The following is a 22,682-nucleotide window of genomic DNA, read 5'->3' on the forward strand; positions in this document are numbered from 1 at the left end:
TTGTCTGCGAATCTCTGATTCGTAACGAGGATTTGGGAAAATTAAACCTGCGGATTCAGCTCCTATGAACAGGATTTTTGGCATCGAGACGGAGTACGGTATTGCAGTGGACGGGCAGGAAGTGGTGGACGTCGTGCAGGAGTCCATCGAGGTCGTGCGCAGCTACACGGAGCACGGGGCCTCGATGAAGTGGGACTATGAGCTGGAGGACCCGCACCGCGACGCGCGCGGCTTCCGGGTTCGCGAGCTGCTCCAGGATACCGACGAAGCGGCCTATTTCGAGATCGATAAAAACCGCCCGCTGGCTTTTGAGGAAATAAAGAGCGACCTGGTCTTGAGCAACGGGGCGCGCTTTTACAACGACCACGCCCACCCGGAATACAGCACGCCCGAGTGCACGACGCTTCACCAGATCGTCGCCCAGGACAAGGCCGGGGAACGTGTGCTCTGGGAGTGCGCCCGGCGGCGGAATTCCCGCATCGCCGACAGCCAGCCGGACCGGAAGGTGCGCCTTTACAAGAACAACACGGATTTCATCGGCCATTCCTTTGGCTGCCATGACAACTACCTGATGGACCGCAGCGCTCCGTGGGAGCGGATTGTCACCGGCTCGATCCCGTTCCTTGTGACGCGCCAGATTTTCGCCGGAGCGGGCAAACTGGGCATTGAGGGGGAGGATGCCCGGACCCAATCCGGCGCTTTTCAAATCTCCCAGCGGGCGGATTTCTTCAGCGTGCTCGTCTCCATCGACACGATGAACCGCCGCCCCATTGTCAACACGCGCGATGAGCCCCACGCCGACACCTCCAAGTACCGGCGCTTCCACGTCATCGTGGGCGACGCCAATATGAACGAGGTGGCCACCGCACTGAAAATCGGCACGACGGCGCTGGTCCTGGAGCTGATCGAAAAGGATGCCGCGCCCCGGATCGAACTGGCCAACCCGATCGAAGCCAACAAAGCCGTGAGCCGCGACGCCTCCTACAAATGGCTGGTGGAGCTCTCCGACGGGCGGCGCATCGGGGCGATTGACATCCAGCGGCTCTACCTGGAGGCGGCCCGGCGCTATTGCGATCTCTCGGACGGGGAAAAACGCTGGGTGGTGGCGCAGTGGGAGGCGATCCTCAACGACCTGGAGCGCGACCCGCTGGCCTGCGCCGACCGCGTGGACTGGGTGGCCAAGCGCTTCTTGCTTTCGACCTTCCAGGAAGCCGAACACCTCGACTGGGGCGACCCGTGGCTGCAATCCATCGACATGGAGTACCACAACATCGACCCCGTGGCCGGGCTTTACCATGAAATGCAGCGCTCGTGCGCGCTGAAGCGCTTTGTGGACGAGGAGGAGATCCGCAACGCGATCTTTCTGCCGCCGCCGACCACGCGCGCCTTTTTCCGAGGCCGTGCGGTGGCGAAGTTCAACTCGGCCATCACGTCCATCCAGTGGGATGAAGTCGTATTCCAGACGACACGCGGGCCCCGGGCCATCCCGCTCATCGCGGCCTTTGGCGACGCGGCGCTCGACGAGCTGGCGGCGCGCATCCAGCGGGCGGAGACGGTGGAGGAGCTGTTTTAGGGGGCCGAGGGCCAATATTTCCGCCCCCAAATCTCCCCTTTGCTTCGGCCCACGCGCGATGTAGTATAGACAACGTATGTTTCTCCTTGGACTTTTTACGAATCTCTTCGAGGGCGGGGATCTCATCATCATCCTGCTCCTGGCGCTCCTGTTTTTCGGGGCCAAGCGGCTGCCGGAGCTGGCGCGCGGCTTGGGCGGGGCCATCAATGAGTTCAATAAGGCCAAGACCGATGTGCAAAAGCAGATTTCCGAGGCGGTAGAGCCTCCGCCCGCCGCCACGCAGGTTCCGCCTCCGGTCCAGCCGCCGACGGCTGCTCCTCAGCCGCCCGCCGGGCCTTCGGAACCCGAAAAGAAAGCCTGACGCTTTCGCCCGCGATGCCCCGCCTGCTCCCGCTTTGCCTGAGCGCGCTCCTGCTGCTGCCGGGAGCCGTGGTCTGGGGACGCGATTTCCTCTTCGCGGGCTACAACATCGAGAACTACGCGCCGGTGGCCGTTGAGGGCGCGACGAAAAGCGGTCGCCCGCTCAAAAGTGCCAAGGCCGCCGAGGCCGTGGCCCAAGTGGTGCGGGAGCTTAGCCCGGATATTCTCGGAGTTTGCGAGATGGGGGCCCGGGTGCAGTTCGATGAATTCCGTGCCCGCATGGAGGCCGCAGGGATGGGTTATGTGGATGCGGAGTGGGTGGACGGCCCCGATCCCGACCGCCACCTGGCCCTTTTCAGCCGGTTCCCCATCGTGGCCCGGCAGTCGGTCGTCGATCTGCCCATCGCCGAGTCGCGGGACATCCGGCAAAAAGTTCGCCGGGGGTTTCTCGACGTGACGGTGGAGCCGGAGCCCGGCTTCCGGGTGCGTATTGTCGGCGTGCACCTCAAGTCCAAGCTGGCCACGCCGGAGGGGTCGGCCGAGGTCGAACGGCGTCAGGAGGCCCATCTCTTGCGGCTGTATGTGGAGGCGATTTTATCCGCGAACCCGGAGACGAACTTGCTGGTTTTTGGCGACCTCAACGACACCAAGGGGCAACCGGCGCTCCAGGAGATCACCGGAACGCGCGGCTCGGCCAGCGCGCTCGCGGAGCTGCGCCTGGCCGACGGCGTGGGGGACCGCTGGACGCATTACTGGAAGGCCGAGGACCTTTATTCGCGGATCGACTACCTCTTTGTCAGCCGGGCACTTGCCCCCGCCGTGGTTTCAAAGGATAGTGGCGTCTATCGCACGCCGAACTGGAACCAGGCCAGCGACCATCGCCCCGTTTTTGCCACCTTTCACCCACCCGCCACCCCATGATCGCGCCCCGCTTCGTCCCGCTTGCTCTTTGTGTCGCCCTGCTCGCCACGCTTCCCGCCGCGCAGGCTTCCCCCAATGCCGAGGCCGATTGGCAGGCCGTGCTGGCGCTTGAGGCCGGGCCGCAGAATCTCGCCGGGGTGCAGTCGCGCGAGCAGATCCGGGACATTACCCTCTCCCACCTCTACAAACAGGAGGGGGTGCTGCGGCAGTTTCTGCGCGAACACCCGGAGTCCAAGCACTTCGTGGACGCCCAGCTTTGCCTTTCGCGCCTTTTCGCGGTGCGGAGCGATTTTTCCGGCAACGCCGAGGATCTGCAAACCGCCGTGCAGATTCTGCGCGACGGCATGGCGAGCGCCCCGGCGGGTCGCCGCGCCGATTTCGACTTTGCCTCGCTGACCCTCTCCATCGGGGCCATGAATAACAACCCGAGCGCGGCGCAGCGCGAGGCCTTTACCTCCCAGGTGCTTACCTTCCGGCTCCGTTACCCGGGCGACCGCCGCATCGGCCCGCTCCTGGCCGAGACGGCGGTGCTCTACGACAACGACCCGAAGCGCAAAAGCGAGCTGCTCGGGCTGGCGCAGGCCGAGGCGCAGACCCCGGAGGTCCAGGCCCGCATCCAGGATGACATCAAGCGCCTGGGGTTCCTGGGCAAGCCGGTGGAGGTCCGGGGGACGAGCGCCACGGGCGGCACGATGGACGTGGCGAACCTGCGCGGGATGGTCGTGTTGGTCTACTTTTTCGCGGGCTGGTCGGCCCCGAGCCTGGCGCAGCTCGACCAGGTGGAAAGCCTGCGCAAGGCCTATGAAAAGGACGGCCTGGCGGTAGTGGGGGTCAATCTCGACGCCTCCCGCGAGGATCTGGACCGGACGCTCAAGGCGCATAATCTCGACTGGACGGTGCTCTTTGACGGCAAGGGTTGGAAGAGCCCGCTGGTGCGCGGCCTGGCGATCAATTCCATCCCGGCCCTGTGGGTGTTCGACCGGCGCGGGAACCTGCGTACGCTCAATCTTAAGGGCGATCCTGACGCGTTCCTGCGGCCCCTGCTGGCGGAAAAATAATCATCCCAATAGGGTAACTTTTTCATCTTTGCCCGCGCACCCTAGGGGAGCATGGCCGATACCCGGGTATGAAGCTGCAAAGAATACCTGTTTTGGCGGCGGCCGTTCTGATGGCGATCGTTTCACCCCAAGCTTGGGCTTTCGGCCCCGGTGGGGGCTGCGGTCGTGGCGGAGGCCCCGGTGGATTTCATGGCGGTTGCGGGCCCCGAGGAGGGTTCCGCTGCGGGCCTGGGCCGAGCTGCGGCGGGCGGTTTGGCCCCGGCTGGGGCGGCCGGTGGAACCGTTGTGGCTGGGGTGGCGGCGGTTGGAGCGGTGGCGGGGGGTACTATGGGGGGTATTCCGGCTGGGCCGCCCCTTATCTGGGCTGCGGTTACGGCGCTTGTGGGAATGCCGCTACGCCGAACTATGTCATTAACTACAGCCCGAACATTACGACGGGCGTGACGGCGGTTCCCACCGAGGCGGTGGACCCGGGGGTGGTCGCAGAAGCGACCGTGAGCACGACGGTTTCGGGCGATCTGGTGGGCAATGTCCAGCGGGCGCTGCGGGCCCGGGGGTTCTACCGGGGGCCGATTGACGGGATCAGCGGTGCGCCCACGCGCTCGGCGATCCGCGCCTATGCCGCGAGCCGTGGCTTTGCGGCGACGGGGATTATTGACAACCAGTTGCTTGCCTCGCTCGGGTTGCTTTAGATCGGGATCCACTAAACTCCGTGGTTGAGCCCGGGGCCGGAACAGGCGATGCTGGGCGAGGAATATGAGCGATTTTGACTTCCTCGTCCTGGGTGGCGGCAGTGCCGGTTACGCCGCTGCCTCCACCGCCGCCTCTCTGGGGCTACGCGTCGGCTTGGTGGAGGGTGCCGGGGAGCTCGGCGGCCTGTGCATCCTGCGCGGGTGCATGCCGAGCAAGGCGCTCATCGAATCGGCCAATCATTTTGCCGATTTCCGCCGCGCCGGGGAGTTTGGCCTCGAAGCCGGGCCCGCCGGGTTTTCGATTTCCAAAATCTACGAGCGCAAGGCGCGCCATGTGGCCGAGTTTGCTGATTACCGCGCCAAGCAGCTTGAAAGCGGGCGCTTCGAGCTGATCCGGGGCTGGGGGGCCTTTGTCGATCCGCACACGGTGGAGGTGCGCCAGGCCGATGGCACCTCTCGCCAGGTTAGCGCGCGCACGATCTTGATCGCCACCGGCTCGCGCATCAAGAAAGTGGCCATTCCCGGGCTGGAGGAGGCCGGTTACTGGACCAGCGACACGGTGTTGGCCACGGCCCGGTTGCCAAAATCGGTGATCGTCTTGGGCGGCGGCGCGACGGCGGTGGAGTTCGCCCACTATTTTTCCGCCATGGGGGTGAAAACGACGGTGATCCAGCGCAGCCCCCAACTGGTTAAAGAGATGGACGCTGACCTGGCCAAGGTGCTCGCTACGGCGTTGCGCCAGCGCGGGGTGTCGGTCCACTGCAATACGGCGCTCTCGCGGGTGGAACGGACGGAGACGGGGGCAAAGCGCGTGGTCTTTACCCAAGGGGGCGAAACGCGCACCGCTGAGGCGGAGGAGATCGTTTACGCGCTGGGCCGGGAGCCTCTTACTGCCGGGATGAGCCTGGATAAAGCCGGGATCGACTGCACCCACGGCTGCCCCGCCGCGGGCCTCACGCAGCAGACGAGCGTGCCCCATATTTTTGCCGCCGGGGATGTCTGTGGGCCTTACGAGGTGGTCCATATCGCCATCGCTCAGGCCGAGGTGGCGGCTCGCAACGCCGTCCGCTTGGTGAAGGGGGATGGGCGCGGGCTTGATGAAATGGATTACCGGCTGCGGCTTTTTGTGATCTTTACCGAGCCGGAGCTGGCCCGGGTCGGGATGAGCGAGGCGGAGCTGCAAACCGAGGGGATCCCCTACCGCGTGGCTTCCTACCCCTTCGACGACCACGGCAAGTCGATCCTGATGGAGGAGAAGCTCGGGTTTGTAAAGCTGCTGGCGGGGGAGGACTCGGACGAGATCCTCGGAGCCGCCGTGGTGGGACCGCGCGCCTCGGAGCTGATCCACGAGATTGTCGTGGCGATGCGCTTCCGAGCGACCGCCGGGCAGCTCGCTGCTATTCCGCATTACCATCCGACCTTAAGCGAAATCTGGACCTACCCGGCTGAGGAACTCGCCAGCGGGATGCCATAGCGCCGGGGGGCCGAAGGTGATTTCTTCTTGAGAACCATTCCCAAAAAGATCGGCCGATGTTAAGCTTCCCTTATGCCGATCGATCCCATTTGCGGAATGACCGTGGACGCTTCGAGCCCGATCCGGGCGGAGCGGGACGGGGAGACGTTCTACTTTTGTAGCGAACATTGCCGGACGAAGTTCCTGGCCCAGGGGCAGCAGCCGGAGCAGGTGCATGAGCCCAAGGTGGCTAAGGCGGCTACGGGGATGTACGTCTGCCCGATGTGTCCCCAGGTCCGGCAGGATCACCCGGGCGATTGCCCCCATTGCGGCATGCCGCTGGAGCCGGAGTTCGCCGCCGCTGCGGGGCCCGAGGATACGTCCGAGCTGGATGACATGACGCTCCGCTTCTGGCTCGGGACGGCGATGGCCGTGCCGGTGTTGCTGCTTTCGATGGGCCACATGGGCGGGCTGGAATCGAATACCTCCGGCTGGGCACAGTTTTTTTTAAGCGCGCCCGTGGTGTTCTGGGCCGGTTGGCCGCTCTTGAAGCGGGCGGCGCGTTCGCTGGTTTCGTGGAAGCTCAATATGTTCACGCTGATCGGCCTGGGCGTGATGGCGGCGTTCTGGGTCAGCACGGCGCAGTTGCTCATCCCTGGGGCGTTCCCGGAGGAGGTGCGGGGGCGGTTTTATTTTGAATCCGCCGCAGTGATCACCGTGCTGGTGCTCCTGGGGCAAATGTTGGAGCTGCGTGCGCGAGCCCGCACGAGCCAGGCGATCCGGCAGCTTCTCGGGCTGGCCCCGTCGACGGCCCGGCGCATCGAGGCAGCAGGCGAACGCGACGTGCCCGTGGCCGAGGTGGCCCCTGGCGACCGGCTTCGCGTGCGCCCCGGCGAGCGAATTCCCGTGGATGGCGTGCTGCTGGAGGGGGAGAGCTACCTGGACGAAGCGATGCTGACCGGCGAGCCCGAGCCTGTGCGCAAGAGCCCGGGCGATGCCGTCACCGCAGGGACTGTCAACGGCGCGGGCTCGTTTGTCATGAAAGCCGAGCGGGTTGGCTCGGAAACGGTGCTGGCGCACATTGTCGAGATGGTGGCCCGCGCCCAGCGCAGCCGCGCGCCGATCCAGCATATTGCCGACCGCGTGGCCGGGTGGTTCGTTCCGGCGGTGGTCGCGGCCGCCGTGGTGGCCTTTGGCGTCTGGATGGCCGTGGGGCCGGAGCCGCGGCTCGCTTACGCTCTGGTCGCAGCGATTTCCGTGCTGGTCATTGCTTGCCCGTGCGCGCTCGGGCTGGCCACGCCGATGTCCGTGATGGTCGGCGTGGGCCGGGGCGCTCAGGCCGGGGTGCTCGTGCGCGACGCCGCCGCGCTGGAGGCGCTTGAAACCGTGGATACCGTGGTGGTGGATAAAACCGGCACGCTGACGGAAGGGGTGCCCTCGGTGACGGCGATTCATCCCGCAGAAGGTGTTACGGAATCGGATTTAATATGCGCTGCTGCGTCGGTGGAAAAAGGGAGCGAACATCCGCTGGCAGGTGCCCTGCTTCGCGAGGCGCGCATGCGCGGATTGGCGCTTTCCGAGCCGGTGGATTTCCGGGCCGTGGCGGGTGCGGGGGTGCGCGGGACGCTCGATGGCGTGGAGGTGCTGGTGGGGACCTCGGCGTTCCTGCGCGAAAACGGGCTCTGCTGTGCACTCAAGCCGTTCGAGGAAAAGGCGGCGGCGCTGGAGGAGGGGGCGATTTTCGTGTCCCGTGGCGGCAAGCCGCTGGGGCTGGTGAGCGTTTCCGACCCCGTGCGCTCCTCGGCGCGCGATGCCGTGGCGGAGCTGCACCGGCTTGGCCTGCGGGTGGTCATGTTGACGGGCGACCGCGAGGCTGCTGCGCGGCGCGTGGCGGAGGCGGTGGGGATTGACGATTTCGCCGCCGGTCTGCGGCCCGAGGAGAAGTATGCCCGCGTCGTGGAGCTGCAAAAAGAGGGCCGCCGGGTCGCCATGGCGGGCGACGGCATCAACGACGCTCCCGCGCTGGCGCAGGCCCAGGTGGGCATCGCGATGGGCGGCGGGGCGGGCGTGGCGATTGAGAGCGCGGCCATTACGCTGCTTTCCGGGGACTTGCGCGGCATCGTCCGGGCGCTTCACTTGAGCCGCGCGGTGATGCGCAACATCCGGCAGAATCTTTTCTTCGCATTCATCTACAACGCGCTGGGTATCCCGCTGGCCGCTGGGGTGCTCTATCCCGTGCTGGGGTTGATGCTCAGCCCGATGATCGCCGGGGCCGCCATGAGCTTGAGCTCGGTCTCGGTCATCACCAATGCGCTGCGACTGCGGCGCTGGCGGGCGTAGGGACGTTATCGCGGAGCCTCTTGCCCTCGTCGTTTTCGAGTCAAACTCGGGAACGCGAAAAGGCCAAAACGAAAGCCGCAAAGGCGACATTGTCGCGCCTTTGCGGCTTTGCGTGAGATTTAGGAGCGGCTTCTACGCCTTGAAGGTTTCCAGCTTCTTGCCGGTGAGGTTCAGGAAGGGAGGCAGCGTGCCCATGAGCTGGGCGAAGGAGGTGAAGTCAACCTGCTGCTGGCCGTCGCTCATCGCTTCCGCCGGGTTCGGGTGAACTTCGATGATGAGGCCGTCGGAATCCATCGCCACGGCTCCACGGCAGAGCGCCGAGACAAGGCTCGCTTTGCCGCTGCCCTGGCTCGGGTCAACGACTACTGGCAGGTGCGTCTCCATCTTCGCCACGGCTACGGCGGAGAGGTCCAGCGTGTTGCGGGTGAAGGTCTCAAAGGTCCGGATGCCGCGTTCGCAGAGCATGACGTTCGGGTTGCCGTTGGAGAGGACGTACTCGGCGGAAAGGAACCACTCCTCCAGGCGCTGGCTCAGGCCGCGTTTGAGCAGGATCGGCTTGCCGCTGCGGGCCGCTTCGATCAAGAGCTGGAAGTTCTGGGCGTTGCGTGCGCCGATTTGCAGGATGTCGGAGGACTCGGCTACGTGCTCTACGTCGCGCTCGCTCAAGACTTCGGTGACGATTTTGAGCCCCGTCTCTTTCCGGGCCAGCTGGAGCAGGCGCAGGCCTTCCTTGCCGAGACCCTGGAATTCGTAGGGGGAGGTGCGGGGCTTGTAAGCGCCGCCGCGAAGAATGGTGGCTCCGGCGGCCTTGACGGCGCGGGCGGTGGTGAGGAGCTGCTCCTCGCTCTCGACGGAACAGGGGCCTGCCATGACGGCAAAGTGGGGTCCGCCGATCTTCACGCCGTCGATGTCGATGATGGTGTCATCCGGCTTAAACTGGCGGCTGACGAGCTTGTAGCGCTTCTGGACGCGGAGGACCTCCTGCACCTGGGGCAGGACGGTGAGGCGTTCGAGGTCGCCGTGCGTGGTCTCGTCGCCGATGGCGGCCACGACGGTCTGCTCGGTTCCGTAAATGGGACGCGGCTCATAGCCAAGACGCGCGACTTCGGCGACCACTTTTTCGATTCCCTCTGGAGGCGTGTTTGGTTTGATGACAATAATCATGGAATTACGGCAATGGATGTTGGAAAAACTCCATAAGAGAGCCTATTTTGGGCTTTCCGGAAACCTTTTTATTTTATTATGCCCGATTTTACCGGCGGCGGCATCCACGGCCTCCCTTCTGAAACCCGCTCCATTGGCGATACTTGTTTTGACCAACGCATTCACGACCTAGTTCGCGACTACGGCTGCAATTCTTCCAGCAACTGGATCCAGGAGATGATTGTCACGGCCCTGAAAATCGGCCACGACGGCCTGGGCGAGGCGGATCTCAAGCTGTTTAACCGCTCGCTGCGCGAACTGCGCTACTCGGCGCGTGTTTTCTCCAAATACACGGACCGCCAGAAGGTGGTGGTCTTCGGCTCGGCCCGCACTCCGGCGGACGCCCCCGAGGCGCTGGCTGCGGAGGAGTTTGGACGCAAAATGCGTGAAAAAGGCTACATGATCATCACCGGCGGCGGGGATGGGATCATGGGGGCGGCCCAGCGCGGGGCGGGGCGGGAGAATTCGTTCGGGCTGAATATCCGGCTCCCTTTTGAGCAGCATGCCAACGCGATCATCGACGGCGACCCGAAGTTGATCAATTTCAACTATTTCTTCACCCGCAAGCTCAACTTCGTTAAGGAGACCCACGCGGTTGCTCTCTTCCCGGGGGGCTTTGGCACGATGGACGAGGGCTTTGAGGTGCTGACGCTGATGCAGACGGGCAAGGCGCGGATTTTGCCGATGGTCTTTGTGGACCAGCCCGAGGGGACTTACTGGAAGGCGTTTTTTGCCTTTCTGGAGAAGCATCTCTGCGGTCATGGGTTGGTGAGTCCGGATGATTTCCATCTCTTCCGGCTTTTTACCAATGTGGATGATGCCGTTGCGGAGATTCTGCAATTTTACAAAAACTATGTCTCCTACCGCTGGGTGCGCAAGCAGCTGGTGCTGCGGCTCCAGCAGGCGCTGACGTCCAAGGCGCTCTCGGAGCTGAACCACGAATTCGCCGATCTGCTGGTGAGCGGCGCCATCGTGGCCGCAGGGCCGCTGCCGGAGGAGATGAATCAGCCGGAGATTGCGCATCTGCCCCGGCTGGTCCTGACGCCGCACCGGCATAACCTGGGCCGCCTGCGGTTGCTGATCGACGCGATCAACCGCGCGCCGACGGCTGGTTGACAGGGGGCTGTACGGTGCGATGTTTTAAGTGAACTCCGGGGGGGTTGCTGGTTTGTCCTCTCCGGAGTTCGTTTGTACGGATTTCACCAGGGAGGACACCGTAACGAGGATGGCGGCCCGTTGGCCCACCTTTTTTACGAATTCTTGTGCGCCGGTTTTTTGGGCGTGGGGCTGGGGACGCTTGGAGACGGTGTAGCTGTGGGGGCAACCGACGGCGCGGGCGTGGCCGAGGCTCCCGCTCCCGGTACGGGGCAGACGATGGGCGTCGGGCACGGTGTGACGGGCGGGCAGGCAGGGCTGGCCGCCGGGCTCCCGGATGGGCTGGGTGAGGCCCCGGGGCTCCCTGAGGGGCTCTCCGCAGGCGATGGCGTGGGGGTGGGTGTCGGAGGCGGGGTGGGCGTTGGCGCGGGTTTGGAGAGGTTGACCCAGGCGTGTAGGTTGCCGCTGTAGCCGCCGATTTCGCCCAACAGGGTCTCGACTTTGGCGCGCCATTTGTCGAGGTCGGGCGGGCCGGGCGTTTCGTCGGCGCTGCCGGGGAAGAGGAGGTAGGTGACTTTGAGTTTGTTCTCCGCGCGGTTAAGGCCCGAGGTCTCGGAGTTGATTTCTTTGCCGAGGCGCAATGACGCTTCGCCGACTACTTTTTTCGGGCCGATGTCGCCGATGATGGCGGGGTAGATCATGTTGGCGTGGATCACGGCGCAGTAGTCGCCTACTTTCGGCTGGAAGCCGGGCTCCATCCCCTCTTGCATCAGGCCGGGCAGGACCACGTAGGGGTCGGTGGCGGCGATGAGGAAGCTGTAGGTTTTCAGCTGGCTGACTTCGTACTGCGCTGCTCCCATCTGGTCGCGGAGGACCTGGCGCAGCGGTGCGCTGAGGCCTTTGGATTCGGCGTACTTGGCCTCTGCCGCTTTGAGCTTGGCGACGCGGCCCGCGAGGAACGGGTTCACCAGCTCGGTCTGCTTGGGCCATTTGTAGCTGGTCATCGGCTGGAAGGTCGGGTCGGCGGTGCTCGGCACGGGCAGGCGGTCGGGATCGGAGCCGTCGGTATCGACGTCCATGTCGGCCTGGAGCAGGACGGCGGTGCGTTTGGTGTGCGGGTGGCGCAGTTCCAGGATCGTCTCGCAGTCAAAGAAATCGTGCCGGGAGAGGAGCGCGTCAAGCCGGTTGAGGTTGGCCTGGAGGAGGTTCAATTTGTACCCGTAAAGCGCCTCGTATTTCTCTGAAACGCGGGCTTTCTCCAGCATCGCGGGGAGGCCGGGGAGGAGCTTCGGCAGTTCGGGGTTGATCTTGGAAAGGGAGGCGAGGTCGGCGTTGGCTTTGGGGACTTTGACTTTGACGGTGACCTCCACGGCGTAGCTGCCGGGGATCTCGATTTCCGTGGTGGCGGTGCCGTTGCCTGGCTCGCTCTCCAGCCGGGACTTAAACTCCATGCCGTTAAATAGCTTGCCGACTTCCATGCGCTTTTGCGGGATGTAGATGGGTGTTGGCTTGGGCGTGGGGGTGGGCCGTGGCGTGGCCGAGGGGACGGGGGTGGGCGTGGGGGGCGGCTGGTGTTTGCAGCCGGGGGTTTTGTTGCCCCAGACGTACAGGAGCACCGCGAGGATCAGCGCGGCGATAGGGGCGATTTTTGAAAACATTTGCCCTTATGTTTGACCTGCCCGGGCGCGATTTCAACCCCCAACTTGCCTTCCGCTTTACCGCCCGAAGGCGATCAGCGTAAGGATCATGCCCACGCCGCTTAGGACCGCCATGACGATCACCTCAGGCGCCGCCCGGTTGAGCATGACCTTGGGGATGAAGCGGCCCGAGAGGACCGCTGTGGCCAGGAGGCCCAGGATCAGGCCGATTTTGACCAGGTTGGTCTGCTCGCAGACGAGCAGGACCCCGGCGGCGATGAGGACCAAACCGGCGAGAAGGCCTCCTACAAGGCAGGTGAGTTCCTTTGTCTTGACGTAACCGATGACGGCTCCGGCAAGGGTCAGAACCCCCAAAATGATGTAGTAGATCTCCGTGGCTTGGATCACACAAGCGTCATAGGACAAAGTGGGCGCTATGTCACCCAAAAGATGCGCCCACTGGGTGAACTTATTTGGTCTTGCCGCGTTTTCCTTTCGGGGAAGCTGCGGGCGCGGCCCAAGTAACCGTCTGGCCCGGGCCGAAGGGGATCCCCTGGGTACGGATGGCCTTCGCCGGGATGCCGTTGATGGTAACAGCCTTGATTTCCCCGGCGCTGCTCCAGGTAAAATCCACGGGGCCTGTGGTGGTCGAAGCCCCCGCGCCGCGCTCGGCGTATTGGATGGTGAGGGTGGTTCCTTTCCGCTCGGCGTTGATTTCCACCTCCTGGCGTTCGCCGCGCCGGTAGGCGAAGGTTTCGCCGTCGTCGATGCGGTAGAGGGTGGAGGCCTTGCCGTTGCCGGAGAGGTAGATGTGGAAGTCGACCCGGGCGGGCTCGAAGCTGGAGGACTCGGGCGCGAGGCGGGCCAGGGGCAGGATGGCTCCGTCGCGGACATAGATCGGGGTGGTCTCGGCGGCGGCGGTGACGGTGATTTTGCTGCCGCCTTTGATCCATCGGCCCGCGCTCACGTCGTACCAGCGGCCCTGGCCGGGCAGGGCGACGCTGCGGCGCTTCTGCCCCTCCTCGACGAACGGGGCTTGCATGATCCACGGGCCGACCATGAACTGGTCGTCGATGAGGCCCAGCGGTAGCTTGGGGGTGTCGGCGAAGTCGTAGAAGAGCGGGCGCAGGATGGCTTCGCCGCTTTGTTCGTGCTCGGCGAAGAGCTGGTAGAGATACGGGCGCAGGCGGTAGCGCAGCTGGATGTAGCGGCGCAGGAGCTGGAGGGTTTTTTTGTCAAAGGCCCACGGCTCTTGCTGCCGGGATTTGATGATGGAGTGGTTGCGGAAGACGGGGAAGAGGAAACCGGCTTTGTACCAATCGGAGATCAGCTCCGGGGTGGTGTCGCCGCCGAAGCCGCCCGCGTCGGGTCCGTTGAATGGGATGCCGGAGAGGGCGAGGTTGAGGGTGGTGGCGATGCTGTTTTTGAGGTGGTGGTAGTTGCTGTAGTTGTCGCCAGTCCAGATGGCTGTGAAGCGGCCGGAGCCGGTGTAACCGGAGCGGCAGAGCAGGAAGGGCCGCTGGTCGGGCCGGGCCTGGAGGAAGCCCTCGCGGCTGGCGAGGGCCATGCCGAGCGCGTACTGGTTGTGAAAGTAGTGGTGCTTGCGGCGGCCGTGGTCGAAGAGCATCGGCTGGTTATCTGACATGCCGGTGGAGGGGTCGTTCATGTCGAGCCAGGCTCCGGCGGGGCCGCGTTTGGCGAATCGGGCGACCTGCCCGGCCCACCAGACGCGGGCGCTTTCGAGCGAGAAATCCGGGAAGACGGTCTCGCCGGGCCAGACGAGGCCGATGTATTCGCTTCCCTGCGGGTTCTGGCAGAAGGCTCCGGCGCGGTGGCCGTCTTCGTAGATTTCGTAACCGCGCTCGAACTTCACGCCCGGGTCGAGGATCGGGACGACCTTGCGGCCCGCCTTGGCGAGCGCGCCGATGGCTTTCTCAGGGTTGGGGAATTCCTTTTTGCCAAAGGTGAAGACCCGGTAGCCCTCCATGTATTCGATGTCGAGCCAGAGGCCGTCGGCGGGGATGCCGTGGGCGCGGAATTTCTCGTCGAGCTGGTTCAAATCGGCGGCCGACTGGTAGCCCCAGCGGCACTGGTGATAGCCCAGCGCCCAGGCGGGGGGCAGCGGCGTGGTGCCGACCATGGCCTGGAGCTTGCGGGTAAGCTCCGGCAGGGTGGGGCCGTAGATGAGGAAGAGGTTCGGCTGGCCGTTCTCGGCGCCGATAACGATGGTGTCGAGGCTGCCTTGGTCGACGGCTTGCTGGTTGGCGATGGTGACCGCTTTGCGGATTGAAACGAAGGCCGCGTGCGGGTTATCGAGCAGGAGGCCGAGGTAGGTGTCGCCCCGCTTCAGGATGAGGTAGGGGATGGAAACGTAGGCGGGGTCGGGAGCCGGTCTGCCGTTGATGAAGGACTCCGAGTGGAAATCGCCCCAGATGTCCGTGTTCCAGAATTTCGTGGTCTTGCCGGAATGCTCCAGGCCGCTCCACTTCTCGCCCAGACCGTAGAATTGATCGGTCTCCCCGCGCGCAAACTGGAAGAGCGAGGCCGCCCCGCTCTGCCCAAAGAGCCCCGCCGGAGCGGAGGCGAGCAGCGTCTTGCCCTCGCGGGTTTGGAGGGTCAGCCGCCCGTCCTTGGAGAAAACCAGGCGGGTCCGGTCGCCTTCAAGCGTCTTTTTTTCCCCCGGGAATTCCAGAGGGATCAGCGCGTCGGAGCTGTTCCAGCCTTTGCCGGTGACGGTGAGGTGGAAGATGTCCGAGCCGTTGCCGGTGACGTTGAAGCGGTAGGAGCCGAGCGCGGTTTTGAAGCGGGCATTCGCGCTGAGCGCGGGAAATTCAAAGTTGGCGGGGTAGGGATACTTGTGGAAGTACATGGGAGCGGGAAGGGGGAGCTGCGGTTACAGGTATTTGAGGAACCAGGCGACGGTGAGGCGGATGACTTTGCGGCGATGGGCCCAGGTGGTGAATACGTGGTCCGCGCCGGGGATGACGACGTGCTTTTTCGGCGCGGCGGCTTGCGGAAAGTAGGTGGAAAAACCTTCGCGGAAGCCGGGCAGGTCGTTGTCGCCCTGGATCTGGAGCTTCGGGATGCGCAGGGAGAGGTAGGCCTCGGGTACGTCGACTTTCGGGTGGTCGAGGCTCAGGCCCGGGCCGCCGATGATCGGGTCTTTCTTGATTTTGCCCGACGGCGTGACGACGCCTTTGGTCCAGCCGTTGAGCTTGGGCACGGCTGACCAGGTGACGAGGGTTTTGACGTGCCGGTTCTCCGCCACGGTGCAGATGGAGACCGCTCCGCCGAGGCTGAGCCCGAGGACGCCGATTTCCTTGAAGCCTTTGCGGTGGGCCCATGCGATGACGGCGTGGAGATCGGCGATCTCGGTGTTGGGCGAGACGGCATCGAAGCTGCCGTCGCTCTCGCCGGAGCCCCAGAAGTCGAATCGCAGGACGGAGATGCCCTTTTCGGCCAGCGCGCGGGCGGCCTGTACGAAGAGGCGGCCGGACTCGCACTTGGTACCGGTGTAGCCGTGGGCGAAGATGACGACTTTGGATTTGGATTCTTCGTGAAGAACGGCGGCAAGCCAGCCATTGGGGCTCTGGATATGGAGGGGCTTTTCAGACATGAGGGAAAACATGAACCCCACCCCCCGCCCAAACACAAGCCGGAAACAGATTAGTCCAAGTTAAATCGGAAATGTCCAATTCCCGCAGCGGGGTGGAAGGCGCGCTGATGGGGCACCGGAGTTTTTAATCTTTCCACAGCGCCACGAGGGCTACGTCGTCGTCGAAGGGGGCTTCTTCGCGCTCGGCTTGGGCGGCGGCGAGCGCGGCGCGGATGAGGGCTTCGGGGCCGTTGGCATGGGCAGCGCTCAAGGCACGACCGAGGCTGGCAAACGGCAGCCGCTGGCGGTTGCTGATGCCGTCGGTGACGAGCAGCAGGGCGTCGCCCGGGGCCGCCTCGGCGCGGCATTCCGGGAACCCTCGGGAAGGAAGGCCCAGGGGAGGGGAGGCGGATTCGAGCAATTCGACGCCGCCGCTCCGGCGGATGACCATGCCCGGAGGATGCCCCGCCCCGGCGAAACGGATTTCCTCAGCCCGGACTTGCGCGCAGGCGGCTGTCAGGATCGTGCGGCCCTGGAAAATGGCGAGAAACTGCCGGTTGACCCGCTCCAGCACGGCGCCGGGCTCGCCCCCTTCTTCCTCGACGGCGCGGTGAAAAAGCAGCCCCAGGAGGACGGTTACCAGCGCGGCGGCGACGCCGTGGCCCGTGGCGTCGGCGATCCACGCCAGGAGGCCGCCGCCGGGGAGGGGGATGGCCCCGAAGTTATCGCCGCCCACCTGGATGACCGGCTGGGAAAAGAGCGCGCCGCGCCAGCCGGGGGTCTCCGGCAGAGCCCGGGGGATGAGCGCCCGCTGGATTAGGCCCGCGGCTTCCAGGTCGGCTTCGTGCAGCGTGCGCCAGGCCTCCAGTTCGCCGTTCTGTTCGTGCAGCCGGGCCCGCAATGCCGCGAGGCGCAAGTGGGTATCGATCCGCGCGCGCAATACCGGCAGGTGGACTGGCTTGGAAACGAAATCGTCCGCGCCCGCCCGCAGGCATTCCAGTTCGAGCTTTTCCCCGGAGTGGGCGGTGAGCAGGATGATGGGCGTCTGGGCGACCTGGGGGTGGCCGTGGGCTCGCAGGACGCGGCAGACCTCCGCGCCGTTGAGGCCCGGCATGGCGTAGTCGAGAACGAGGAGTGCGCGCCCCTCGTGGGCGGCGACGGCCCGCAGCGCTTCCTGGCCCCCAGCGCACGCCGTTACATGGAAGCCCCAGCGCTCCAGGGAACGCGAAAGCAGATGCCGCATCATGGCTTCGTCGTCGGCGACTACGATTTCCCTGGGGGCGTCCATTACTCTGGTATCGGATGAGAGGATTGACACGGAGGACACAGAGGGCTGAGAGGGTTTTTAGGGGGGGACTGTATTCGTCTCTTTTTCCTGAGTTCTTGAGTTCTTGATACCCTTTTTTTCCGTCCTCCGCGCCCTCTGTGGTGAGTCCTTTCCCTCCATGGGCAAAATATCCCCCGGCCCGTAATTCAGGGTTTCCCGGCATTGCCGTTCTGGCCGGGGAATTTTATCACAAAGACATGGCGAACGTGGTTTTCCTGTGGCACATGCATCAGCCTTATTATGTCGACTCGCTTTCGCGGACGGCGGTGATGCCATGGGTGCGTCTCCATTGCGTGAAGGGCTACCTCGACATGATCTCTGTCGTTGCCGAGTTCCCCTCCATCCGGGTGAACTTCAACTTGACTCCGGTGCTCCTCCAGCAGATCGAGGAGATTGTGGATGGACGGGTGAGCGATCTCTGGCTCGAACGGTCGCGCAAACCGGCCTCCGAGCTTGATGAGGCGGAAAAAGTGTCCCTGCTCGCGGATTTCTTCAAGGCCAACTGGGGCAATTTGATCAAGCCCGAGCCGCGCTATGCGGAGCTGCTCGCCAAACGCGGCGAACACCCGGACCCGGCTGATCTGCCCCGCATTGCCCGGCAGTGGACGGACGCCGATTTTCTTGATCTGCAAGTCTGGTTCAACCTCGCCTGGTGCGGCTACACGGCTCGGCGGCGTTACCCCGAGCTGGCTGAGCTGCGCAAGAAGGGGCGTAATTTTACCGAGAACGAAAAGTGCCGTCTGCTGGAGATTCACCTCGATATTATGCGCTCCATCCCCGGGGCTTACCGCGAGGCGGAGGAGCGCGGGCAGGTGGAGCTGACGACGACGCCGTATTTTCACCCGATTCTCCCGCTGGTCTACGACAGTGCGCTGGCGGAGCGTTCGCTGCCGGGGCGCGAGCTTCCCCGGCGCTTCCACTGGCCCCAGGACGCCGAGGCTCAGCTGCGCCTGGCGGTCGATAACCACAAACGCCTGTTTGGCCGTGCGCCGCGCGGGTTGTGGCCCTCGGAGGGTTCGATTGCGCCGGAGATGATCCCGCTCATGCAGCAGGTGGGGATTGAGTATTTTTGTAGCGACGAGGAGAATCTTTTCCAGTCGATCCGGCTCGATCCGGCCTATGCGCAGACCCGACTGGAGCATCTGGAGCTCTTTCAGGGCTGGAATATTAAGTACAATGGAGCGGCGGTTAACGGGGTGTTCCGCGACCGGCCACTCTCTGATTTCATCGGCTTTACTGCGGCCCGCAATGAACCGGCTCAGGCGGCGCGCCATTTGATCGGGCATTTTCTCAACATCGCCGCGCACATCCCGCCGGGCCAGGGGCTCATCCCCGTGGTGCTCGATGGTGAGAATGCCTGGGAGCATTTTTCGGACGGTGGCGAGGCGTTTCTGCGCGCGCTCTACGGTGGGATCGAGGCGGAGTCAAAGCAGCTCAGTAGCAGTACGATTGAATCGTATTTTCGCGAGCACCCCCCGGTTCGCGGGCTGACGACGCTGCACACGGGCTCGTGGATCGGGAGCAATTTCGATGTCTGGATTGGCGAGCCGGAGGAGAACCGCGCGTGGGATCTCCTGGGCGAGACGCGGCGCTTTTTGCAGACCCAGATTGAGGGGAAGAAGCTGGATGCGAAGGCCCGGGAGGCGGCTTTGCGCGAGGTTTACGCTGCCGAGGGGAGCGATTGGTTTTGGTGGTATGGGCCGGATTTTTCGACGGAGAATGACGCGCTCTTTGACGGGCTTTTCCGGCAACATCTCCGCAATGTTTACGTGATCTGCAATGTGGAGCCTCCGGCGGTGCTCGATGAGCCGATCCGGGGCTACTCGTCGCCGGTTTTTCGCCCGCCATCGCGTCGCATCGCGCCCCGGATTGGGGCGGGGGAGGAGGCGCAGGTCGAATGGCTCGAAGCGGGGACGTATCTCCCCGGCGCGGAGCAGGGGACGATGCATCGCGGCGACCGTGTGGGGCAGAAGCTCTGGTTTGGCTGTGACCGCTCCAGTCTTTATCTGCGGCTGGATGTGGTGGGTTTGCCCGGTGAGGGGGTGCCGCTGGCGCTCTGGCTGCAAGTGACGCGCTCTGATACGCTCGGCCCGGTGCAGGCCCGTACTGATCCGATTAAAAAAGACGGTCCGGTGTCGTTTACGATTTTGCCGCCGGGCGACAAGCCGCTGCGGCGTTCCACGGCGTTTGCTGGGCTGGACCGGATCGAGTGGAAGCTGGCGCTGCGCGATCTGGACGTGGGCCCCGGTGTGGCGTTTTCGTTCCAGGTGGCCCTGTTGGCGGGCGGGATCGAGCGGGAGCGCTACCCGGAGGGGATGGAGATTCCGCTTTGCTCGTGACCCCGGGGGGGGGATTTACACGGGGGGCACGGAGAACACGGAGGAGAATTGAGGGGGCGAAAAGGCGGCCCTCTTGGCGGCTAGGCCAGCTCCATGCCGATCAAACAGACGTCGTCGGAGAATTCGCGCTGGGTGGAGAAGGCTTTGACTTCGTCGACGACGGCGCGGCAGAGGTCTTTTAGGGGCTGCTGGCGGCGATATTCGATGGCGCACTGGAGCCGGGAATAGTCGTAGACGTCCCCCTCGGGGCTCTCGACTTCGTAGAGGCCGTCGGTGAAGAGGAGGACTTTGTCGCCCGGGTGGAATGGGGTGATGCCGTTTTTGTAAACGGCTTCGTCAAAGAGGCCAAGTACCGGGCCGGTGACGCCGGTGAGCGAGGTGACGCTCTGCGGGTTTACCAGGAAGGGGCGCGGGTGGCCTGCGTTGGCGTAGTGCAGCTCGCCGGTGGCCAGGTTCGCCTCCAGGTAGCATGCGGTGACGAACATGGGGGAGGAGTTGTGGCGCAGGATCCGCCGCAGGGAGGTGTTCAGGTCGGTGAGGACGGTTCCGGGGGTTTCGCCTTTGGTGGTGAGCTCCTCGACCAAGGCTCGCGCGGTGGCGGCGATGAGGGAGGCGCCCACGCCGTGGCCCATGACGTCGCAGATGAAGATGCCGACGCGCTCGGGGGAGATCTGGTAGACGTCGAAGAAGTCGCCGCTGACGGTGGTGGAGGGCTGGAAGAAGTGGTAGAAGCGGACGGCTTCGCGCCCGTCGTGGAAGAAGGAGGGGAAGCTCTGCGGGAGCATGGCGAGCTGGAGTTCGCGGGCCATGGTGAGCTCTTCTTCCAGGATCTCGTTGCGATGGCGCAGCTCTTCGGCGAAGTGGGCGAGCTGTTCCTCGGCGTGCTTGCGCTCGGTGATGTCGCGTGAAAGGCCGAAGGTGCCGATGATGCGGCCCCGCTCGTCGCGCAGGGGCATTTTGCTGGTGGAGACGTAGGTACAGTGGCCGTCGGGCCAGGTCTCTTTTTCCTCCAGGTTGATGATGGGGCGGCCGGTTTCCAGGATCTCGCGCTCGTCTTCCATGGCCTGGATGGCGTGCTCGTCGGTGAAAAGGTCGAAGTCGGTCTTGCCGATGAGCTGGTTGGGGCTCTCCAGGCCGAACCAGCGGGCGTTGGCCTGGCTGGCGACGATCATCCGGCTGTTCATGTCCTTGAAGTAGATGCAGTCCGGGAGGTTGTCCATGAGGGCGGCGAACATGGTGCGCTCCATGCTGGCGGTGAGGCCCGAGATGTTCTCGTGGTTGGACATTTCGCACCTGCCGGCCATGCCGTGGGCTTTGCCGTGCTCGTCGCGGATGGCCTGGCCGCTCATGACGACGCTGCGCACGGTGCCGTCGGGCCATTGGACGCGGAATTCGCCGTCAAAATGCGCGCCGCTTTCCACGGAGGCCGCCATGGAGTTGGCCACGAAGGCGCGGTCGCCGGGGTGGACGAGGTTGAGCAGGTCGTCGGAGGCTCCGCCGAAGGTGCCCGCGTCGATGCCGAAGAGGCGGCACATGGGGTCGTCCCACAGCATGGAATCGTCTGAAAAATCCCAATGCCAGGTACCGGTGGGAAACTCGGCAAAGGAAGGTACGGACTGGTTCGCTTCGGGGCTCATGAGGGATTCCGGGATGCTAGGAAAGAAGAATGCTCTAGAATGGCACAAGCGCGGGCGAACACAAACTTTTTCCGGCTACTTCCCAACAACGCGGGTGACAGCGCGGCAAGGCTGTGCGAGTTTGGAAAAACGGGCCCATCACCCCCCCCGGCCCGGCGAACGCTACGAACATGTCTTTTTCCAATTCACGAACCGCCTGCGTGCAAGCCCTCCAGAGATGGGAGTCGGGAGCGACTTTTGCCGACGAGGTGCTCCACTCCACTCTGGCTGAGGCCCGCTTCAATGTTTTTGACCGCGCGTTTCTCACGGAGACTTTCTACGGGATTCTGCGTCGCCGCAGCGCGCTTGATTTCCTGATCCGCCAGCTGCGCGATACGGATCTGGACTCTGAGACGCGCCAGGTGCTGCGGCTCGGGTTTTACCAGATCTTCTGGATGCGCATCCCGCACCACGCGGCGGTGAACGAGACGGTCAACCTCGCCGGGCGCGCCCGGGGGCTGGTCAATGCGCTGCTGCGGCGGGCCATCCGCGAGAAGGATCTGCTGGATGAAAAGCTGGCGGAGGCCCCGGCGTCGGTGCGGTTTTCTCACCCGAAGTTCCTGATCGAGCGCTGGGAGCACCAGTTTACGCCGGAGGAGACGGCCCGGCTATGTGAGTGGAATAACACTCCGGCGGAGATTTACGTACGGGCTAACCGCCTGAAGGTGACGACGGGCGAGCTGCTGGCGGCTTCGACGGTGGCGGAGGCCTCGGGGCTTCATCCGCTTTCGATCCGGGTAAAGCAGGTGCCTTTCCAGTGGCTGATGGAGGGGCTCTGCTATGTGCAGGACCCGAGCACGCTGCTGGCGGTGGAGATGCTCGATCCCAAGCCGGGCGATACGGTCCTGGACGCGTGCGCCGCGCCGGGCGGCAAGGCGAGCTACATGGCTGAGCTGATGGGCAATAGCGGGCGGATTGTGGCCTGCGACTCTTCCCGGCCCCGGTTGGAGCGCCTGCGGGAGAATATGCTGCGGATGAATGTGAGCTGTGTGGAGACCCGGCGCGTGGACTGGCTGGCCCGGCCGTTGCCGTTCGAGCCGGAGAGCTTTGACCGCATTCTGGTGGACGCCCCGTGCTCGAATACGGGGGTGATCCGGCGGCGCGTGGATGTCCGCTGGCGGCTGACGCCCGGGGACTTTGAGGAGATGCCCCGGCGACAGCGGGCGATCCTGGACGCGGTGTTTCCGCTGCTCAAGCCGGGCGGGACGCTGGTCTACAGTACGTGTTCGATGGAGCCCGAGGAGGACGAGGCGGTGGCGGAGGCGTTCGCCCGCGAGACTCCGGGGGCGCGCCTGGAGGAGACGGGCCGTCGCATTCCCCAGCGCGATGGGATGGACGGGGCGTTCGCGGCACGGATCGTCAAGGGCGGAGCAAAGGGAGCGGGCGGGGGCCTGTGAACGGGGCCTGCTTGAC

17 protein-coding genes are annotated in these 22,682 nt (G+C 64.5%); 10 read left to right on the top strand and 7 right to left on the bottom strand.

Annotation, left to right across the window (positions count from 1 at the left end; translation table 11 throughout):
* The first annotated feature begins 64 nt into the window (after positions 1–64).
* The 7 genes from dop to B2828_RS11010 all read left to right on the top strand — a co-directional run bounded on the left by dop (position 65) and on the right by B2828_RS11010 (position 8,397).
* Positions 65–1,573, top strand: coding sequence for a depupylase/deamidase Dop (gene dop, locus B2828_RS10980; RefSeq protein WP_479633787.1), 1,509 nt, complete (start codon positions 65–67; stop codon positions 1,571–1,573).
* A gap of 76 nt (positions 1,574–1,649) precedes the next feature.
* Positions 1,650–1,934 carry a Sec-independent protein translocase subunit TatA/TatB gene (locus B2828_RS10985; RefSeq protein WP_479633788.1) on the top strand — a complete coding sequence of 95 codons (285 nt, stop codon included), beginning with the start codon at positions 1,650–1,652 and terminating at the stop codon, positions 1,932–1,934.
* A 14-nt stretch (positions 1,935–1,948) separates the two neighbouring features.
* Positions 1,949–2,854, top strand: a complete 906-nt coding sequence (locus B2828_RS10990) for an endonuclease/exonuclease/phosphatase family protein (RefSeq protein WP_479633789.1) — start codon at positions 1,949–1,951, stop codon at positions 2,852–2,854.
* Entirely contained in the window at positions 2,851–3,912 is a 1,062-nt protein-coding gene (locus B2828_RS10995) for a TlpA family protein disulfide reductase (RefSeq protein ID WP_479633790.1), read from the top strand. Before B2828_RS10990 ends, B2828_RS10995 begins: the two co-directional genes overlap by 4 nt.
* A 110-nt stretch (positions 3,913–4,022) precedes the next feature.
* Positions 4,023–4,604, top strand: coding sequence for a peptidoglycan-binding domain-containing protein (locus B2828_RS11000; protein ID WP_479633791.1), 582 nt, complete (start codon positions 4,023–4,025; stop codon positions 4,602–4,604).
* Positions 4,605–4,668: 64 nt separating this feature from the next.
* The gene (locus B2828_RS11005) at positions 4,669–6,078 is read left to right on the top strand and encodes a dihydrolipoyl dehydrogenase family protein (protein WP_479633792.1); all 1,410 of its coding nucleotides are present in this window, start codon (positions 4,669–4,671) and stop codon (positions 6,076–6,078) included.
* Positions 6,079–6,150: 72 nt separating this feature from the next.
* Positions 6,151–8,397: a heavy metal translocating P-type ATPase gene (locus tag B2828_RS11010; RefSeq protein WP_479633793.1), complete on the top strand. Its 2,247-nt coding sequence runs from the start codon at positions 6,151–6,153 to the stop codon at positions 8,395–8,397.
* A gap of 132 nt (positions 8,398–8,529) precedes the next feature.
* On the opposite strand, the gene aroF is transcribed toward B2828_RS11010, so the two are convergent.
* Positions 8,530–9,561 (bottom strand): 3-deoxy-7-phosphoheptulonate synthase, encoded by a 1,032-nt coding sequence (gene aroF / locus B2828_RS11015; RefSeq protein ID WP_479633794.1) that lies wholly within the window; start codon positions 9,559–9,561, stop codon positions 8,530–8,532.
* A 78-nt stretch (positions 9,562–9,639) separates the two neighbouring features.
* Here aroF and B2828_RS11020 point away from each other — a divergent pair, with 78 nt between their 5' ends.
* Positions 9,640–10,716 carry an LOG family protein gene (locus B2828_RS11020; RefSeq protein ID WP_479633795.1) on the top strand — a complete coding sequence of 359 codons (1,077 nt, stop codon included), beginning with the start codon at positions 9,640–9,642 and terminating at the stop codon, positions 10,714–10,716.
* A gap of 134 nt (positions 10,717–10,850) precedes the next feature.
* Here the strand turns inward: B2828_RS11020 and B2828_RS11025 are convergent, their stop codons facing one another.
* From B2828_RS11025 to B2828_RS11045, 5 genes are all read right to left on the bottom strand, one after another.
* Positions 10,851–12,353 carry a glycoside hydrolase family 75 protein gene (locus B2828_RS11025; protein WP_479633796.1) on the bottom strand — a complete coding sequence of 501 codons (1,503 nt, stop codon included), beginning with the start codon at positions 12,351–12,353 and terminating at the stop codon, positions 10,851–10,853.
* 57 nt (positions 12,354–12,410) lie between these two features.
* Positions 12,411–12,740 carry a TMEM14 family protein gene (locus tag B2828_RS11030; protein WP_479633797.1) on the bottom strand — a complete coding sequence of 110 codons (330 nt, stop codon included), beginning with the start codon at positions 12,738–12,740 and terminating at the stop codon, positions 12,411–12,413.
* Positions 12,741–12,801: 61 nt separating this feature from the next.
* On the bottom strand, positions 12,802–15,201 hold the full coding sequence (locus B2828_RS11035; protein ID WP_479633798.1) for a glycoside hydrolase family 31 protein: 2,400 nt from the start codon (positions 15,199–15,201) through the stop codon (positions 12,802–12,804).
* A gap of 24 nt (positions 15,202–15,225) precedes the next feature.
* Positions 15,226–15,948 carry an alpha/beta hydrolase gene (locus B2828_RS11040; RefSeq protein WP_479633799.1) on the bottom strand — a complete coding sequence of 241 codons (723 nt, stop codon included), beginning with the start codon at positions 15,946–15,948 and terminating at the stop codon, positions 15,226–15,228.
* Between the two features lie 124 nt (positions 15,949–16,072).
* Positions 16,073–17,245, bottom strand: a complete 1,173-nt coding sequence (locus B2828_RS11045) for a PP2C family protein-serine/threonine phosphatase (RefSeq protein ID WP_479633800.1) — start codon at positions 17,243–17,245, stop codon at positions 16,073–16,075.
* Positions 17,246–17,451: 206 nt separating this feature from the next.
* Here B2828_RS11045 and B2828_RS11050 point away from each other — a divergent pair, with 206 nt between their 5' ends.
* Entirely contained in the window at positions 17,452–19,593 is a 2,142-nt protein-coding gene (locus tag B2828_RS11050; RefSeq protein ID WP_479633801.1) for a glycoside hydrolase family 57 protein, read from the top strand.
* Between the two features lie 80 nt (positions 19,594–19,673).
* Here B2828_RS11050 and B2828_RS11055 read toward each other — a convergent pair whose 3' ends face one another.
* A complete protein-coding gene (locus B2828_RS11055) occupies positions 19,674–21,230 on the bottom strand; it encodes a SpoIIE family protein phosphatase (protein WP_479633802.1) in 1,557 nt (518 codons plus the stop codon).
* 170 nt (positions 21,231–21,400) lie between these two features.
* Here B2828_RS11055 and rsmB point away from each other — a divergent pair, with 170 nt between their 5' ends.
* On the top strand, positions 21,401–22,666 hold the full coding sequence (rsmB, locus tag B2828_RS11060) for a 16S rRNA (cytosine(967)-C(5))-methyltransferase RsmB (protein WP_479633803.1): 1,266 nt from the start codon (positions 21,401–21,403) through the stop codon (positions 22,664–22,666).
* Positions 22,667–22,682: the final 16 nt, after the last annotated feature.

Source organism: Spartobacteria bacterium UBA695 (assembly GCA_002298145.1).
GTDB lineage: Bacteria > Verrucomicrobiota > Verrucomicrobiia > Chthoniobacterales > Chthoniobacteraceae > UBA695.

Coding starts and splice junctions, on each gene's coding strand:
- dop (WP_479633787.1), top strand. CDS start 65: ATGAACAGGATTTTTGGCATCGAGACGGAGTACGGTATTGCAGTGGAC.
- B2828_RS10985 (WP_479633788.1), top strand. CDS start 1,650: ATGTTTCTCCTTGGACTTTTTACGAATCTCTTCGAGGGCGGGGATCTC.
- B2828_RS10990 (WP_479633789.1), top strand. CDS start 1,949: ATGCCCCGCCTGCTCCCGCTTTGCCTGAGCGCGCTCCTGCTGCTGCCG.
- B2828_RS10995 (WP_479633790.1), top strand. CDS start 2,851: ATGATCGCGCCCCGCTTCGTCCCGCTTGCTCTTTGTGTCGCCCTGCTC.
- B2828_RS11000 (WP_479633791.1), top strand. CDS start 4,023: ATGGCGATCGTTTCACCCCAAGCTTGGGCTTTCGGCCCCGGTGGGGGC.
- B2828_RS11005 (WP_479633792.1), top strand. CDS start 4,669: ATGAGCGATTTTGACTTCCTCGTCCTGGGTGGCGGCAGTGCCGGTTAC.
- B2828_RS11010 (WP_479633793.1), top strand. CDS start 6,151: ATGCCGATCGATCCCATTTGCGGAATGACCGTGGACGCTTCGAGCCCG.
- aroF (WP_479633794.1), bottom strand. CDS start 9,561: ATGATTATTGTCATCAAACCAAACACGCCTCCAGAGGGAATCGAAAAA.
- B2828_RS11020 (WP_479633795.1), top strand. CDS start 9,640: ATGCCCGATTTTACCGGCGGCGGCATCCACGGCCTCCCTTCTGAAACC.
- B2828_RS11025 (WP_479633796.1), bottom strand. CDS start 12,353: ATGTTTTCAAAAATCGCCCCTATCGCCGCGCTGATCCTCGCGGTGCTC.
- B2828_RS11035 (WP_479633798.1), bottom strand. CDS start 15,201: ATGTACTTCCACAAGTATCCCTACCCCGCCAACTTTGAATTTCCCGCG.
- B2828_RS11040 (WP_479633799.1), bottom strand. CDS start 15,948: ATGTCTGAAAAGCCCCTCCATATCCAGAGCCCCAATGGCTGGCTTGCC.
- B2828_RS11050 (WP_479633801.1), top strand. CDS start 17,452: ATGGCGAACGTGGTTTTCCTGTGGCACATGCATCAGCCTTATTATGTC.
- B2828_RS11055 (WP_479633802.1), bottom strand. CDS start 21,230: ATGAGCCCCGAAGCGAACCAGTCCGTACCTTCCTTTGCCGAGTTTCCC.
- rsmB (WP_479633803.1), top strand. CDS start 21,401: ATGTCTTTTTCCAATTCACGAACCGCCTGCGTGCAAGCCCTCCAGAGA.